The sequence below is a fragment of the Flavobacterium sp. 1 genome, assembly GCF_002797935.1.
In the GTDB taxonomy this organism is placed as follows: Bacteria; Bacteroidota; Bacteroidia; order Flavobacteriales; family Flavobacteriaceae; genus Flavobacterium.
Genome location: NZ_PGER01000001.1, coordinates 3653348 through 3669783, shown reverse-complemented (window position 1 = coordinate 3669783; position 16436 = coordinate 3653348). Strand labels below are relative to the sequence as shown.

Here is a 16436-nt window from a genome sequence, read left to right as displayed (position 1 = left end):
AAAACTCCTAGCCAAAACTATGTTATTTGATAAAAAACCGTTGACATTTTGTCAACGGTTTAGATTAAGTTGTTGAATTTACAAAATGAAAATTAGAGTACTTTTGCACAATTTAAAATATACCATTTGTATTGGAGGCTTTCAGATTGGGTGACACCCACGGTGCTGCATTATCTGGTGTGCCAACAAGTTGCAGCACTTCCCAATGTTCAATGGCTTTTCCTTCATCGTTCATTTTAAAAATATCTACCCCGGCAATACCTGTATCATTTGGGTCATCATTAAAGATGTTTCGGAAGTTAGAATGAACCCACACAAAATCGTCAGCAGCTATAATTCGTTGTCCCGTCCAACTAGCAGTAGGATGTTCATCTATTACTTGTTTGAAGAATTTTGCTAAACCTGCTGCACCTGTTTCCAATAAAGGGTCGTGTTGGATATATTCAGGATCTAAAAATTCTGCTACAGCTTCGTCTGGCTTTCTTTGGTTAATCATCATTTCGTGAAGGTTGATGATGTTGTTCATATTGCGAACAGCCTTAACATCACTTAAATTTACGATTTTTTCCATTTTATTTTATTTATTTAGAAATACATATAATGATTTTATTTTTCCGTTTTCAAAAATTACGATGTCTGTACCTGTTGCTACTGGAGGAGCACCCTCTGGACCAACACCCCAATCTAATTTTCCTATATTGTTATTAATACCAATTGGTTTTAATTGCTTTATAGAAAAAATGGGAGGAAAACTATTTAAAAGTGTACTTACTTTATGATTTATAGCATCATAACCTGTTACGTTTTCGCCTTCTTCAAATAACGTAAAGTCCTTCGTATAAAATTTTTCAATAGCTGTAAGCCGAAGTGTTTCGTCACGCTGATTCCAAATTTCGTTTAAATGATGAACCAGTAATTGTTCTAATTTATTTTCCATTTTATTTTATAATGATTTGATTTAATAACCAATGGTAAATGGTTTGCCTACAAATTGCTTATTTTTGATTTCATCCACTAATGCAACTGCATAATCTTCGAATGAAATAGAGCTTGCACCGTTTTCGTCAGCAACCAGATTAGTAGTTCCTAACCTGAATTTACCTGTGCGTTCGCCTGCTTGTATCATTGCTGCGGGGTTAAAATATGTCCAGTTTTCCAGTCCTGAAGCTTCATATAATTTCTGCACTTCACCGTGTGCAAAAATCGAAGGCTTGTATTCTTCTGGAATATTTTTCATAATATCTTCAACATCCAACATTCTTACGCCTGGTGCAACCTCATTATTGGTACCTCCTCCCACGGCAATAATTCTTGTTTGCGGTTGTTTTTTTAAAGCATCAATAAGGTTTTGGTGTGCTTTTTTAAACTGTTCAGGTGATAGTCCTGCATAAAGTGATATTGCAGATACAACAACATCTTTACCAGCTATTAAAGACGGTAATTCTGCCTCGTTCAACAAGTCGCCTTTGATTACTGTTAAATTTGGGTGTTTCAATTCTAATGCCTCTGGTTTGCGTTGTACTGCGGTTACTTCATACTCTTTATCCAGAGCTTCTTTTAATATTCGCTGACCAATGTTGCCCGTTCCTCCAATTAATAATACTTTCATAGTTTTTTATTTTTATTTGATTTTTAATAATACAAAGGTATATTTGCACTATTATAAAAACAAGTACTACCTAAAAAGTAAGCGTAAAAATGGCAAAGAGAAAAGAGAATTCAACCAATAGCTTAAACAATAATGTCCTTACTAAATGTCCAATGTCCTTTACCATTGAAATGATTGGTGGAAGATGGAAAACTATTATTCTATATCAACTTCGAAATGAACCATTGCGATTTGGGCAATTGAAAAAAATATTGACATTCACTACAGAGAAAATGCTGGCGCAACAACTAAAACAGTTAGAACTTGATGGCTTGGTTGTGAGAGATGCAAAAGAAATTGTTCCGCCACACGTAGAATATTATTTGTCTGAAAAGGGAAAAACATTACTACCTGTTTTAGAAGCTATGGCAGAGTGGGGTAAAGTTCATAATCAATTGACAATGGAATGTTAGTTTAAAAGCTATTGCAGTACCTAATATTTCATAAAAAAACCGTTGACATTTATCAACGGTTTTAGCTTTTAAATTGAAAGCAGCTAATTATAAAATAGTTACAATTTGGTCAAAACCAAGTCGAGGACGACGCGGGTATAATGTTTTAGTTTGGTCAAAATAGCCCATACAAATCGTCATCACTACGGTTTCTTGCTCCTGTAATTCAAATTCTTTGTGAACTCCTTCAAAGTTAATTCCGCTCATTGGATGCGTATCTACTCCAAATTCTTTTGCTGCCGTCATTATTGACATTGCCAATAACCCAACATTGCTTTCAGCAAATTTAAGTTTGTTATCTTCTGTTGAACCGTATAAATAAGATGCTGCTTGTTTGGCTCCATCAACCATTTCTTGATTACCACCTACACTTACAAGCATTTCATCCCAGACAGGATTCGTATTATCCCAGCCATTTTTATTTCCAATAAGTATTAAGCAAGCAGATGCTTCCAAAACTTTTGGTTGATCATTTGATAATGTTTTTAATTTTTGTTTTGCCTCTGTACTTTCAGCTACAATTATCCTCCAAGGTTGAAGATTAAAGGCTGAAGGTGCTAATACTGCTAAATTAATAATATCAGACAATGTTGATTTTTCTATTTTTTTTGAGGTGTCAAAAAAATTAACAGAACGTCTTTCCTCTAAAGTTGTTTTAATTTTCATAATAAATTTTTAAGTTATTTAATTTTTCAAAAATAGATTGAAATACTAAAAAAACCGTTGACATTTGTCAACGGTTTTTATTGATATAGCTAAAATGCAATTATATATTCACTACTATTTTTCCAAATTGTTGATTGGATTCTAAATAGTTATGAGAAGCAACAATATCATCAATACTAAAAACTTTATCGATAACTGGTTTCAATTTTTCTTCCGCTAATCCTTTATCAATAAAAGTGATGGCTTGTATTAAAACTTCCATATTCCCCATTACTTCAATAGCTGAATAGCCTCTAATAGTTGGGGTTTTCATCAAAACATCAAATGCTGGAAAACTGGCAGGTTCGTGACTTAATGCACCGTAAACAAACACTTTTCCGTTTTCGGCAACTGAACTTAATAGATTGCTGAATTTTGCTCCTACTACAGGATCTAAAATTAAATGAGCACCTACATTTTCTGTAATTTTTAAAACTTCGGCTGCAATATCTTGTTCGGAAGTTACAATTACGTGAGCTGCACCCGCTTTTAATAATGCCTCTTTTTTCTTTGATGAAGTAGTTAGAGCAATTGCAATTCCTCCAACGTAGTTTGTAATTTGAATGGCTGCCAATCCTGCACTACTAGAAGCAGCATTAATTACCACAAATTGTCCCGCTTTTAATTGACCCGAATGCACAACTATACCATATATTGTTAAGTAACTTGTCCAAACAGATGCCGCTTCGTCAAAAGACAAATTAGATGGATATTTGTGCACTGCATACGCTGGCATATTAATATATTCGCCATAAGAAGCATAGTTGTGTAAAGAAAAACCCGGAACCACATTTACTACATCCCCCACTGCCAAATGCGAAACTTCGTTACCTACAGCTTCAATAATTCCTGCGGCTTCATAGCCTAATTGTGCTGGAAAAATAGGGTTTTCGATATACATTCCTTGACGGTACATTGCATCGGCTCTGTTAATTCCGATTGATTTAACCTGAATTCGTACTTCTTGTGCTGCTGGAAAAGCAACTTCAACTTGTTCAACTTTCAATACTTCTGGTTTCCCAGCTTCGTGGAAAACTACTGTTTTAGACATTTTTGATAAATCACTCATTGTTTTATTTTTTAAAATTTTAATTCATTTTGATAAGGCAAAGTTGTATCAAAGACACAGCTTGCCACAATGAGATATGATAAAAAAAACCGTTGACATTTGTCAACGGTTTTTGTGAAATTTTAAATCAAGTCTTTACTTTATGGCTTGCTTTCTAATTCGGCTCAACGTTTCTTTGGTTATGCCTAAAAAAGAAGCAATAAGGTGTTGCGGAAATCGTTGAATAAATTGAGCGTGATTTTTGGCAAATTCTTCATAGCGTTTTTCTGCAGTATTGCTGATAGTAGAATTTAATCTTCGTTGGTTAGCAATAGCATTTCTTTCATCCATTAAGCGTATCATTTCCGCCATTGCAGGTATTTTTGCCATTAAATCCAGCATATCGGCTCTGGTTATAAGAAGTATATCTGTATCTTCCCAAGCATCAATATTATAAACAGATGGTGTAAGCATAGTAGAGCTTTCACGGTCATTTGCCCAGTAGTTTTCAATGAATAGCTGTACAATATGTTCTCCTCCTTTATCATCAACACTGTATTGGCGCATAGCCCCTTTTACAATAAAACCAGCGTATTTGCATATATCTCCTTCTTGCAAAAAGTATTGTTTTTTTCTGAACTTTTTGGGTTGAAAAGTCGCTACGATTAAAGCTTCTTCTTCGTTAGTAAGAGGTAAAGAAGCATATCGGTTTATGTAAGATAACAGATTTTGATGCATTGATTTTTGATTAAATTATAAGATGGCAAGCTAATAAAAAGAACGGATTTGGTACTTAATCACTATTCAAAGTTCCTATGAAACTATTCAACATTTCTATCATTATTGTAATTTATTTATTGAAATAAGAAAAAATGATACAATTTAAAGTAAAATCAAACGGCGGTTGGCGGTTCGTGCTTTTCTTCAATGCAATTCCATTTGTTTCAATAAACGTAAGTGGTTAATTTTCAAAAACTGCTGATGCAAAAGGATTGTCCACTAACCATAACCAAATTCCTTCGTTGTTTTTCTTCATCATACAACTTGTTACACCATTCATTTCAACTGGGTTTCCGTCGGGCATTATTGCTTTTAATGAATATTTGTCAACCCAAATAGCAAGGTTTTCTACAATTGTTACTTTGTAGTTACTTCCTGTTATTTTAGGTTTCCAAGTACAAAGATGTTCCATTGATTTTTCAATATTGTCTATGCCTATAATTTCTTCCCCGTCTCTCTCAATGTATATCGCATCTTTATCAAAACAACTTAACGCTCCTTTTAAATTCCCATTTGCAATACAACTGCGAAAATATTTTACTGCGTCTGCTGGAATTGTCCTATCGAATTTATCCGTTATAATTTTTATTTCATTACATCAATTACAGGTTGGCTATCTACAAACTGTTCGAAACTTACAATTTTGCTATCTTTCAATTTCCAAACGTGAGCTACTCTGGCGGTGAATGGTTTTCCTGTAATTTTGTAAGTTCCTGTGTAAGTTCCGTAAGCAACCACTTTATCATCACTAGTAACATAATCTTCTGGAGTAAATTTATAATCAATCCATTCGCTTCCTAATCGGCTAAAAACGTTTTTTGTTACGTTGTCCAATCCAATATAAGTCCCTGCATAAGGAAATCCTTTGGCTTCTGTCCAGGAAATATCATCGGCTACATATTTAGCCAAATTTTTACCGTTTTCTTCCGAAGTTTTTCCTTCGTAAGTACTTTTTATAATGTCAAGATTTGTCATTGCTTTTTTATTTAAAGAACAGCCTGACAATACAAAAAGTGCTGTCAGGCTGTAAATAATTGATTTTACCATTTCATTTCTCCAGTATTTACTTTTGCACCTATCATCAAAGCAGTATCAAAAGTAAGTGTTGGATATTTTGCTTTTATAGCTTTGATTAAATCCTCTGAAGTTTTATTGGTTTTCAACGCTTCTTCGTAGAATTTAATATAACTTTTGGTATGATTTACAGTAGTTATATCAAATGGAGAATTGGAATTGGCGTGTGCCGGAATTACAATTTCTGGTTTCAAAGCTGTAATTTTATCTAAAACTGAAATCCAGCTTTTGCGGGCATCAGCAGTTTGTGCATCTGCCATCCAAAGATGAAAAGTAGTTCCAAAAACATTGATTCCGCCAACAGCTGCTTTTATAGAAGGAATCCATACAAAAGTTTTATTCGGGAACTCTTCCAAACCAATTATTTCTAATTTCTGACCTTCCAATTCAATACTGTTTCCTTTTAAAACCTGAGGTAAAATAACGTTTGACGTAATGTTTTTACCCAATCTTTCGCCCCAAACTTCTAATTTCTTTTGAGCAGTAGCCTTAATAGCTTCTACTGATGCTGGCGAAGCATAAGCAACTACATCTGGAAAATATTTTTTGAATATTTCCAATCCAAAATAATAATCAGGATCTGCGTGAGAAACATAAATAGTGGTTAGTTTTTTGCCACTTGCTTTGATTTCCTGTGCTACTTTTTCGGCATCCGCCAAAGTAAATTGTGCGTCAATCAAAACTGCATCTGTTTTTCCAGATACAATTACCGATGCTACACCAAAACTGTTTTCGGATGCGTTGTAAACTTGAAGTTTCAAATCTTTGGTTTCAATTGTTTTAAAACTCTGCGCTTGTGATTCCATATTAAATAAAATTAAGATTGTTAAAAATGCTGTTGAGATAATTTCTTTCATTGTTCAATTTTAAATTAGTTAAAAAAAGTGTCTCAATCTGTTCTTGAATTGCTCCAAATGGGGCATATCCTTGTTCTAAAACATACAGATTACCTTCTTTTTCTGCCAAAAGCGTTGGGTAGGAACTGGCATATTTTTGTGCCAAAGCAAAGGTTTCTTCTATTTCTTTTTTGATTGATTGCGAATGAAAAACTTCCAAAAATTGGTTTTTATCCAATTTTAAATTTTCACAAATACTTAAATAGGTAATATCTTCATTCAAGTCTTTTCCGTGCAGATACCTAGCTTTTTGGACTTCAATTGCAAAAGGGACAGCTTGTGAAGCCCATAGTTTTTTCACAGTAACGATAGCTCTTGATGGTACTTCGCTGTCTAAAACTACATTTTCATTTTCTATAAATTCAAAATAGTCCTTTCCAAATTCAGTTCCTGTAGTTTGCTGTACTTGTGGATCGTGCTTTTTGATAAATTGTGCCATTTGTTTGGATTGTTTTCTAGCATTGGCACCAGTCCACATTCCAGCTGGGAAAATTTCAAAATCAAGTTGATCTTTGTATTTTTCATATAGTTTTTGTGTATTGGTACTGTTTCCATAACACCAACCACAAAATGGATCCATTATATAAATTAGTTTACTCATTATTTGTTATTGTCATTTTGTATTTGTGAATTTTCAATTTTTTATAATTGAGGTATGTTTCATAGCTTCTAAAATTATAAATGTTTAATCTAGATATTTCATATAAATTTACTGTTTTATTTGCTTTTGTAGTCAACAAAACTAAATCAAATTAGTTTACTTTTGTAATATAGTAACAAAAAGTAACGGTAACAATAAGGTAACAAAGTAACTTATGGAAGCAAATCAAAATGAAGAATCAGAGTGCGCTTTAATCATTAGAGCAGCACACGATGCAATGGACGTACTGAATGGCAAATGGAAGATTCCAATTATTGCTGTACTTTGTTTTAGTAAAAAAAGATATTCTGATCTTTTAAAAGAAATTAAAGGAATATCAGGAAAAATGTTAAGCAAAGAATTAAAGGATATGGAATTGAATCATCTATTAAAAAGAACTGTTTTAGAAACACAGCCAATAACGGTAGAATATGAGCTTACCGAACACGGAATAAAATTAAAAGACTCAATTAAACAACTTGCTATTTGGGGTACGGCATATAGAAAAGAAATTATTAAAGAGTAAAAACATCATTTTACTCTTTAAATAATTTATTGTGAAATTTATTTTTAGTTTTTAATCAATTGGCTTTATTGAATTTATTATCAGTTGCTGTAAACTTATTTCTTAAAATCTGCATATCCTCACTTACTTTTTGGTCTAAAATTTTAGCGTAATGTTGAGTTGTTTGTATGTTTTTATGACCAAGCATTTTGCTTACAGTTTCAATAGGAACGCCATTAGTAAGTGTTACAGATGTTGCAAAAGTGTGTCGAGCCATATGAAAAGTAATTTCTTTTGAAATATCACATAAATCTCCAACTTCTTTAAGATAAGCATTCATTTTTTGGTTAGTCAAAATAGGCAAGATGCTATCTTCATTTAAACACTTTGGATGGTCGGCATATTTTTTAATGATTTCTTGTGCAATTGGTAGTACTGGAATTTTTGACTTGGTATCTGTTTTTTGGCGATTTTTAAAAATCCATTTTTCACCATCGATGCCTATTGCTATGTGGTCCTTCTTTAATCCTTTTACATCAACATAAGCCAAACCGGTATAACAGGAAAAAATAAAAATATCCTTTACTAAATTTAATCGCTCTGATGAAAATCGTTTGATATAAATTCTGTTTAATTCTTCTTCAGTAAGAAATTCTCTTTCGACTTCTTTCATTTTTCCTTCGTATCGGCTACACGGATTTTTATCTAACCAATCGTTATCAAGACAAATCTTGATTATTTTTCTGAAATTTCTAACATATTTCACGGCTGTATTGTTGTTACATTTTTTAACGCTTCTCAAATAGAATTCAAATTCAGTTACAAAGGCGTAATCAATTTTGTTAATGCTTATGTCTTCAAAATTATACTTCCACAAAATGTATTCTTTCAAGTGTTTCAAAGATATTTTGAAGCGTTCCAATGTGCCATAAGCATACCCATTGCCGATAAGGTTTTCTATTTTATCATTGTGATTTTGATAAATTGGAATTATCATTCGCTCTCGCTGATGGATTCCTAATATTCTAGATTTGAAATTCCTTTAAACAGGCATTCATTCTTTGATTGCTTAAAATCGGGAGTAATTTTCTTGATTATTACCCTGAGGATGATTCTCATATCTATTAATAATCATTTACGATACTGGGAGGATTGGAATTTTAGAAGCTGATTCAGTTTTCTATATAGCGGGGCACTGAAAAAATGCGGAAACATTAAATATCTAAGTCTGCATCTTGTAAGTTTTTTTAGGGACAATAGCGTAATTTTTTCCAATTAATATAGTTGAACTATTAAATATAATGCATCGACTATTTCTGGAAGTGAAAGAAAATATAGAAGCTAATTATAATGAGGAATTGGTATGAAATCAAATGGTATGGAAATAAATAACTGCAATCATCTTTTATTTTTAATCCTCAATCTCCATTTATAATACTAATAAAAGGCCGACTTTGGAGACGTTTTCCAGCCCCCTGCAAGGGCAAGTTGTTTTGAGATGCAGAAAGTATTTCAAGCATCTCAAAACACAACTTGCTGTTTTCCTGCGAAAATATTATTTGATATGGTTTTTAATTGAAAGGGCTTGATGCCCTTTTTTTTGTTTTTTCGGTAATTTAAAAAGTGATTCACCCTCAAACACGCTTAAGGTTACAAATAGTTTCGAGGATGATAATAAATTCCTTTTGTTTAAGGTTGTTAAAAATACCTTACCAATACACGCAGTATCGTTTGTTTTTGCAGTTTGTTAGCTATTGAATTGTGTAAGGTATCTGTAAAACTATAAAAGCAGTAAGGCTGTTTTTACATACATATGCTTTTACATGAATACGCTTTTATATGCAAATGCTTTTATTTGAATATGCTTTTACGCATAGGCAAGAATACATATTTGAACACAGGCACATATTTGTATGTAAATATTTAAGTTTTCAAATATTGCTGTACGGGCATATTTAAAGCCATAAATATAATTTCAAAAGAAAACAGAAAAACCGTAAAAAAGAAAAAGAAAGCAATTTCACAGGGCTGGCAGTAAGCTTAGCAAAAGGAAACGGAATAAGTCCCGTGAGGGTGGCTTGCGAGGAACGAGCAAGACATTATGCCGTAGTCTTTTGCTAAGTTTAATGCCTGACCTAACTTCGTTTTCTTTTTATTTATTTGTTCGTAAGAATGGCTTATAGTCTAAAAACTAGATCCAGTGGTAGGTTTTATCCTTACGGTTAAGATAGCAGTACATCTCTTCCTTTTTAAGTTCAGGAAACAATTTTAAAGCCTTGTCAATGGCATAATTAGGAAGAAAATAAATTTCGTCACGAATCGCTTTTACCACCTTTTCAAGGCCGTAGAAACGAACAATTTCGTCGATTTCTTCCTGTCCTCCACGCTCTACGATACGGGCTATAATAGTTTTATAGGCTCTCTCAAAGTCCATAGCATCTATGTCGAAATCCCAAAAAAATACTGGGTTTAGATTTGGGATTGCCTTATTTTTTTAACTCGTGCCATATAGTAAATATACGATTTTTTAACTTCTTATTCAAACGCTTAGCGTCTAAATCCACGTCCTTTATTGGGTGGAGGAATTTGATTTTTTGATTCAGAAAATAAAATGGAAGGATTGAAAACTGCTTTTTTTAGTCGCTGGGTTATTTTGTTCCAATTGGTTTCTTTTCCTTTGATGAGTTTGACTTTTTCTTCTTTGTCTATATTCCTATGATCCAGTAATGCAAGAGCAGCCAGTCTCGGATTTCTATTATATTTGTTTTGGTAAGCTTCTAAATAGGTCTTAAGGGGATGGTGTTCCAAAAGAAAATACATGTCAACAAAGTCTTTGATTCTTGTTCCGTTTTGAAATATTGCATGAAGCTTCATGGCACCGATGTCATATAAAGAGACCAGCCGTATTCCTTCTTCATTCTGAACAGGTTCCTGCCATGGATATTTGTGGGCGAGAATGTCTACCTTGACACTGCCTATATCCAAAAGCATTGTATTTTCAAGAATCTGCCTGATCTTTACCGAATGCTGATTTCCTAAATGGGTAAGTATGGCTTGCTCGTCAAAATCTTCCGTGGTGAACAGATCCAAATCGATACTTAATCTATGGCCAATCATTAGGCTGAGAGCTGTTCCTCCTACAAGGTTAAAATCTTTCAATTTTTCATCTTTCATGAGTCTTTGAAGAAGTTCCCACATCTCTTTGGTAACTGTTTCTTTGTAGAGCATAATTTCACGTTTTTCATGAAATTAATCCCGAAAGCGGGGCATTCTTGCATACTGTCCTGTAGTGGCTTTATTTGACGGAGGTTGTCCTTAGGGCGAAAATTCACATGTGGAAATAATAAGCCAAATGCTTCCACATCCTGCAATATCCAGATGCCATCACTAATGATAAAATATATTGGTTTTAAAATTCTTTTAAACGAAACCAGTAATAATAGTTATGGAAAACAACGGCAAAACAGTCCCACATAAAGGAGGCAGGCATCCCAAGAAAGATCCCGCCGTTCACCGCTATTCCATAAGCCTTACGGCTGAAGAAAATGCACGTTTCCTTTGCTTCTATGAAGCTTCACGGATGAATGTAAAGGCGCATTTTATTACGGCATGTATTTTCCAAAAAGGTATTACGACCGTAACGGTTGACAAGGCAACCATGGATTACTATATGCGCCTGACCACTTTATTCGGCCAGTTCAGGGCTGTAGGAACAAATTATAACCAGCTGATAAAAATACTGTACCGCAATTTTTCCGAAAAGAAAGCGGCAGCCTATCTCTATAAATTGGAAAAGCAGACAGCAGAAATGGCGGTATTGTGCCAAAAAATCATTCTGCTAACTGAGGAGTTTGAAGCAAAATACCTGAAAAAATGATAGCGAAAATCGGAAGAGGGAGCAATCTGTATGGTGCATTGGCATACAATCAGCTCAAAGTGGAAAAGGAAAACGGAGAGGTTTTGTATACTAATAAGATAATTGAAACCACCGATGGCAGTTATGCCATCAGCCACCTGTTGCGTTCTTTTGAACCGTATCTGCTGGCCAATCGAAAGACTGAAAAACCAATATTGCATATATCGCTGAATCCTGATCCGAAGGATAAAGTAAGTGATGGACAGTTTGAACAGCTGGCGCAAAAGTATATGCAGAAAATGGGTTACGCTGAACAGCCTTTTGTGGTATTCAAGCATACTGATATAGACCGTACCCATATCCATATCGTATCGGTTTGCGTGGATGAAGAGGGAAGAAAAATATCCGATAAATTTGAAAAAAGGCGTTCAATGGATGTCTGTCGAGAATTAGAAAAAGAATTCTGCCTGATATCAGCTGTGGAGAAAAAACAGAACCCACAGAATCAAATATTCAAACCTGTTGATTATAAGGCTGGGAGCATAAAGAGTCAGATGGCTTCTGTAATCCGTCATTTGCCAAGACACTATAAATTTGAGGGTTTCGGAGCATACAATGCCCTGCTTTCCCTTTTCAATATAACCGCCGAAGAAGTTAAGGGCGAATATAACGGAATTCCAAGGCAGGGATTGGCATATTTCGCATTAAATGATAAGGGAGAAAAAGCGAGCAATCCCTTTAAGGCTTCGCTATTCGGTAAACAGGCAGGATATGTTCAACTTCAACAACACTATGGCCAGTCCAAGGAATTGTTGAAAAATGAGCCATCCAAAGCTTTGCTCAAGACTAGCATTGAGATGTCTTTACAGGCAGCATCGGATGAAAAGGAATTTAAAAAACGGTTGTTGGAACGAGGTATTAATACCGTTGTAAGACGAAATACCGAAGGCAGAGTTTATGGAATAACCTTTGTTGACCATAGTTCGAAATCCGTGTGGAATGGTTCGCAATTAGGCAAAAACCTTTCGGCTAACGTTTTCAATGATTTGTGGAATAATGACAATAAAATGGATCAGCCTGCAAAGGGATATATTACTTCAAAGAATAATGGTGCTATAAATGAAGAGATCAAACAACCATACAATCCGTTTGACTTTTTGGTTAAAGAAAATATGTCCTATAGCCACGAAGAAAACAACCTTATCGAAGTCTTTGGAGGGTTATTATCCAATGCAAAAGCAGAAGATTATGATGAAGAATTATTAGCCAACCAAATGAAAAAGAAAGCCAGACGCAAAAAAGATAGTACATACTATCAATTTAATCGCCGGCCTTTTTGATGATTCACGACAGAGGAGTGATTCATCAAATTGGCTGTACCATTTTTAAAAAAATGAAGGCTTTCCCGATAAAGGAGGGAGTGCCTTTGTTTTTATTACTGTTTCCAATTATTTCTTTGAGACTAAGACAGCCAAAAAATTTCTTAGGAGAATTTGATAGTACGTAGTTTTTTGGGATTGGTTTAATCTCCCAAAGGGGGGTGTTTGACACAAGTATCTGCTTAAATTAAAAGGTAAATCGTAGCATTTGCAATTCAAGTAATCCAGATGAGGGAATAGGGAAAAGTGATCGGAAAAAGAAATTAAATTTGATAGAAACTAACAATCTTTTATTATATTTGAAGCATATTAAGTTGAATTTTGTTCTTTAAAAGAAAGGTTGTTTTCTTGTAGAAAGCACTTTAAGATACTGAGGAGTGTTTTTGGATATTAAAATGATTTTGTGGCACATTCGTGGCACACGAAGTTTAAAATTTCAGAAAGTATTATTAACACGGGGTTTTTTGGCAATGGTTCGAATCCCTTTCTCTCTGCGAAAGAAAAACGTTCAATCTTAAATGGGTTGAGCGTTTTTTTTATGATATTTGTAACAGCTATTCATAAGCATTACGTTTTGAAGAATATTAAATCCATTGCTACCCACTAAACTCTCAGACTAATGATGCGATTATTTCTTGGCTGTTTTCTTTTTTTGTCATTTTTTAAAGGGTTTTCTCAGGAGGCAGCGTTTTCAATTGATACATTAAATGTCAAGATTGACAGCCTTTACAGAGAAGATCAGTTTTATGCTGGACTTAATTACAATTCAATTGTAAAAAAACCGGAAGGTCTTTCGCAAGAAAAAATATCGTTTGGTTTTACTGCAGGATTCCTTAGAGATTTCCCGCTTAATAAGAGCAGGACTTTTGCAGTTGCTCCAGGGATTGGTTTGTCATTTAATAATTACATTCAAAATATGTCTATTGTGGGCACTAATAATAATCCAATCTATAGTATAATCCCCTCCACCGTTAATCATGATAAAAACAGATTCGAACAATTGCGGGTAGAATTGCCAATTGAATTGAGATGGCGTAATTCGACTCCGGAATCTTTTCAGTTTTTTAGAATATACGGCGGTTTCAAAGTCAGTTATTTATTGTATGATAAATCTGTTTATGATGATGGCAATGAGAAGATTGTCATAAAAAACAATAAAGATTTTGAAGAGTTGCTTTACGGTGTATATCTTTCAATGGGATATAGCGCTTTTAACCTGCAGGTGTATTATGGATTGAATTCTTTTTTTAAATCCACGGCTCAAATTGATTCGATATCAATTACTATGAATACTTTAAGTGTGGGTGTGGTTTTTTATATTTTATAGCCATAAAAAAAGAAATATTATTTGAGGAATACTGCCCAAGAATACTCCAATAATTAACTCATTAGGTGTATGCGCCTGCATTACTAAACGGGAGGAAGCTACAAACCCATTCATTAGCAATAAAAAAGGAACAAGATATACGCTTCCTGTCTGTAAATGAATATTAAGCCCGAAAACAAAAACAGTTAAAGCTGAAATGGCAAGCATGTGCAGGCTGGCTTTGAATTTGACATAGAGCAGGCCAAGAGCAAATAAGGTGCTAAATAATGCTCCTATGAAAAAAAAATGCAATTCTGGATAATATTCTAGCAGGACGATTTTCCGCAACAATAAAATGATTAAAAAGCTCTGAAATACTAGCGGTATTTTGCGTTGTTCCAAGTCGGCAATCATTATGCTGTCCGCTTTGCCTGTAAAACGAAGCAAGTAGTATAATGCCATTGGAATCATTATGGTTACAATAGAAATCTGCCAAAAAAACGTAGTAATCTGATCAATTTTGAAATCAGCGTTGTGGAATAAAAAATAAAAAATGCAGGCTTGTACAGGAGTGAAAAGCGGATGAAATATATAGGAAAATATGGGGAGTATCTTTTTCAATTTTAAAAAGCAGATTTGAAGAAATTAGTTTTAGAGAGGTATAATTAGAGTTTTTTTCTCATTCGGGCCACAGGAATTTCCAGTTGTTCGCGATATTTAGCTATGGTTCTTCTAGCAATTGGATATCCTTTTTCTTTGAGTATTTCGGCCAAAAGATCATCTGGCAAAGGGTTTTTTTTGTCTTCTTCTTCAATAGTATTCTGTAAAATTCTTTTGATTTCGAGAGTAGATACGTCTTCACCCTGATCATTTTTCATGGCTTCCGAGAAGAATTCTTTTATCAGCTTTGTTCCATAGGGAGTCTCAACATATTTACTGTTTGCAACTCTTGAAACGGTCGATATGTCCAGTCCGATCATATCGGCAATATCTTTTAGAATCATTGGCTTTAAACGCGTTTCGTCACCATCCAATAAATAGTCTTTTTGATAATGCATAATGGCATTCATCGTGACAAACAAAGTGTCCTGACGTTGTTTTATAGCATCAATAAACCATTTTGCCGAGTCTAGCTTTTGTTTAATAAACTGTACGGCATCTTTTTGTGAGCTTGATTTATCTTTCGACTCTTTATACGTTTGCATCATTTCCTGATAATCTTTGGAAATATGCAGTGAAGGTGCATTTCTTCCATTTAAGGTGAGCTCCAGTTCGCCGTCAACAATACGGATTGCGAAATCAGGTACTATATTTTCGGTAATTTTACTATTTCCGGAAAATGATCCTCCTGGTTTTGGATTGAGTCTTTCAATTTCGTGGATCGCATTTTTAAGCTGTTCGTTAGAGATGCCGAATTTTTGAATCAGTTTGTCGTAATGTTTTCTCACAAAAGCGTCAAAATGCTGATCGATTATGGCTGTTGCTAGATCGACAGATTCTGTTGGTGTTTTGTGTTTGAGCTGCAGTAATAAACATTCCTGTAAATCGCGTGCTCCAACACCAGTCGGTTCCAGAGCGTGAATGATATTCAAGATTGTTTCCACTTGCTTTTCAGTAGTGTAAATACCTTGGGTAAATGCCATGTCATCTACCAAATCAGCAGTGCTTCTTCGGATATATCCTGTGTCGTCTATGCTTCCTACCAAAAATTCGGCAATATCACGCTCTTCGTCGTTAAGGATAAAAGTGTTTAATTGATTGATGAGGTCTTGGTGAAAACTTATTGCTGCAGCAAATGGCGTTTCTTTAGTGTCGTCATCATCGCTGTAATTATTGGCTTGCGTTTTATAGTCGGGAGTGTCATCGCTGCTTAAATACTCGTCTATGTTAATATCTTCAGCATCCATTCTGTCAGATTCTGAATCTTCATAATCATCGTATTCTTCAGTGTCAAACTCGTCTTTTTCATAATCGTCCTCCTCTTTTCCAGACTCCAGAGCAGGATTTTCATTCATTTCTTCCAGCAATCGCTGTTCAAATGCTTGCGTAGGCAATTGAATTAACTTCATCAACTGGATTTGCTGCGGAGATAATTTCTGGGATATTTTTAAATTTAAAAATTGCTTTAGCATTATGTATTGTTTAAC

General features: G+C 34.3%; 20 protein-coding genes. 5 read left to right on the top strand and 15 right to left on the bottom strand.

The window, feature by feature from the left end:
- Positions 1–112 precede the first annotated feature (112 nt).
- From CLU83_RS14860 to CLU83_RS14850, 3 genes are read right to left on the bottom strand one after another with little or no spacing between them, the layout of a single operon-like run.
- Complete coding sequence (locus tag CLU83_RS14860) at positions 113–571, bottom strand: nuclear transport factor 2 family protein (protein ID WP_100432334.1); 459 nt, start codon at positions 569–571, stop codon at positions 113–115.
- A 6-nt stretch (positions 572–577) separates the two neighbouring features.
- Complete coding sequence (locus tag CLU83_RS14855) at positions 578–937, bottom strand: nuclear transport factor 2 family protein (RefSeq protein WP_100432333.1); 360 nt, start codon at positions 935–937, stop codon at positions 578–580.
- Between the two features lie 21 nt (positions 938–958).
- Complete coding sequence (locus CLU83_RS14850) at positions 959–1609, bottom strand: NAD(P)-dependent oxidoreductase (protein ID WP_100432332.1); 651 nt, start codon at positions 1607–1609, stop codon at positions 959–961.
- 89 nt (positions 1610–1698) lie between these two features.
- Here CLU83_RS14850 and CLU83_RS14845 point away from each other — a divergent pair, with 89 nt between their 5' ends.
- On the top strand, positions 1699–2061 hold the full coding sequence (locus tag CLU83_RS14845; RefSeq protein ID WP_100432331.1) for a helix-turn-helix domain-containing protein: 363 nt from the start codon (positions 1699–1701) through the stop codon (positions 2059–2061).
- Between the two features lie 87 nt (positions 2062–2148).
- Here CLU83_RS14845 and CLU83_RS14840 read toward each other — a convergent pair whose 3' ends face one another.
- From CLU83_RS14840 to CLU83_RS14810, 7 genes are all read right to left on the bottom strand, one after another.
- Complete coding sequence (locus tag CLU83_RS14840; protein ID WP_100432330.1) at positions 2149–2766, bottom strand: nitroreductase family protein; 618 nt, start codon at positions 2764–2766, stop codon at positions 2149–2151.
- A gap of 100 nt (positions 2767–2866) precedes the next feature.
- On the bottom strand, positions 2867–3874 hold the full coding sequence (locus CLU83_RS14835; RefSeq protein WP_100432329.1) for a zinc-dependent alcohol dehydrogenase family protein: 1008 nt from the start codon (positions 3872–3874) through the stop codon (positions 2867–2869).
- A gap of 135 nt (positions 3875–4009) precedes the next feature.
- Positions 4010–4591 carry a Crp/Fnr family transcriptional regulator gene (locus tag CLU83_RS14830; RefSeq protein ID WP_100432328.1) on the bottom strand — a complete coding sequence of 194 codons (582 nt, stop codon included), beginning with the start codon at positions 4589–4591 and terminating at the stop codon, positions 4010–4012.
- 223 nt (positions 4592–4814) lie between these two features.
- Positions 4815–5045, bottom strand: coding sequence for a hypothetical protein (locus CLU83_RS14825; RefSeq protein ID WP_369828773.1), 231 nt, complete (start codon positions 5043–5045; stop codon positions 4815–4817).
- Between the two features lie 173 nt (positions 5046–5218).
- Positions 5219–5680, bottom strand: coding sequence for a nuclear transport factor 2 family protein (locus CLU83_RS14820; RefSeq protein WP_232727125.1), 462 nt, complete (start codon positions 5678–5680; stop codon positions 5219–5221).
- The gene (locus CLU83_RS14815) at positions 5674–6564 is read right to left on the bottom strand and encodes an MBL fold metallo-hydrolase (RefSeq protein WP_100432326.1); all 891 of its coding nucleotides are present in this window, start codon (positions 6562–6564) and stop codon (positions 5674–5676) included. Before CLU83_RS14815 ends, CLU83_RS14820 begins: the two co-directional genes overlap by 7 nt.
- Positions 6515–7204 (bottom strand): DsbA family protein, encoded by a 690-nt coding sequence (locus CLU83_RS14810; RefSeq protein ID WP_232727124.1) that lies wholly within the window; start codon positions 7202–7204, stop codon positions 6515–6517. Before CLU83_RS14810 ends, CLU83_RS14815 begins: the two co-directional genes overlap by 50 nt.
- Positions 7205–7418: 214 nt before the next feature.
- Here CLU83_RS14810 and CLU83_RS14805 point away from each other — a divergent pair, with 214 nt between their 5' ends.
- Positions 7419–7769, top strand: coding sequence for a helix-turn-helix domain-containing protein (locus CLU83_RS14805; RefSeq protein WP_100432324.1), 351 nt, complete (start codon positions 7419–7421; stop codon positions 7767–7769).
- A gap of 55 nt (positions 7770–7824) precedes the next feature.
- Here CLU83_RS14805 and CLU83_RS14800 read toward each other — a convergent pair whose 3' ends face one another.
- From CLU83_RS14800 to CLU83_RS14790, 3 genes are all read right to left on the bottom strand, one after another.
- Positions 7825–8745, bottom strand: a complete 921-nt coding sequence (locus CLU83_RS14800) for a site-specific integrase (RefSeq protein ID WP_100432323.1) — start codon at positions 8743–8745, stop codon at positions 7825–7827.
- 1194 nt (positions 8746–9939) lie between these two features.
- A complete protein-coding gene (locus CLU83_RS14795) occupies positions 9940–10182 on the bottom strand; it encodes a hypothetical protein (RefSeq protein ID WP_232727123.1) in 243 nt (80 codons plus the stop codon).
- A 113-nt stretch (positions 10183–10295) separates the two neighbouring features.
- The gene (locus tag CLU83_RS14790; protein ID WP_100432321.1) at positions 10296–10976 is read right to left on the bottom strand and encodes a nucleotidyl transferase AbiEii/AbiGii toxin family protein; all 681 of its coding nucleotides are present in this window, start codon (positions 10974–10976) and stop codon (positions 10296–10298) included.
- 217 nt (positions 10977–11193) lie between these two features.
- Between CLU83_RS14790 and mobA the strand changes: the two genes are divergently transcribed.
- The 3 genes from mobA (at position 11194) to CLU83_RS14775 (ending at position 14310) form a co-directional block, all read left to right on the top strand.
- Complete coding sequence (gene mobA, locus CLU83_RS14785; protein ID WP_100432320.1) at positions 11194–11625, top strand: conjugal transfer protein MobA; 432 nt, start codon at positions 11194–11196, stop codon at positions 11623–11625.
- A complete protein-coding gene (mobB, locus tag CLU83_RS14780; RefSeq protein WP_100432319.1) occupies positions 11622–12944 on the top strand; it encodes a conjugal transfer protein MobB in 1323 nt (440 codons plus the stop codon). The genes mobA and mobB overlap by 4 nt, the downstream gene beginning before the upstream one ends.
- Positions 12945–13602: 658 nt before the next feature.
- Positions 13603–14310, top strand: a complete 708-nt coding sequence (locus tag CLU83_RS14775; protein ID WP_100432318.1) for a porin family protein — start codon at positions 13603–13605, stop codon at positions 14308–14310.
- Here the strand turns inward: CLU83_RS14775 and CLU83_RS14770 are convergent.
- Together CLU83_RS14770 and rpoN are read right to left on the bottom strand one after the other, a co-directional pair.
- On the bottom strand, positions 14305–14910 hold the full coding sequence (locus tag CLU83_RS14770; RefSeq protein WP_100432317.1) for a hypothetical protein: 606 nt from the start codon (positions 14908–14910) through the stop codon (positions 14305–14307). The genes CLU83_RS14775 and CLU83_RS14770 overlap by 6 nt on opposite strands.
- 44 nt (positions 14911–14954) lie before the next feature.
- Positions 14955–16421 carry an RNA polymerase factor sigma-54 gene (gene rpoN, locus CLU83_RS14765; RefSeq protein ID WP_100432316.1) on the bottom strand — a complete coding sequence of 489 codons (1467 nt, stop codon included), beginning with the start codon at positions 16419–16421 and terminating at the stop codon, positions 14955–14957.
- Between the last annotated feature and the right edge of the window lie 15 nt (positions 16422–16436).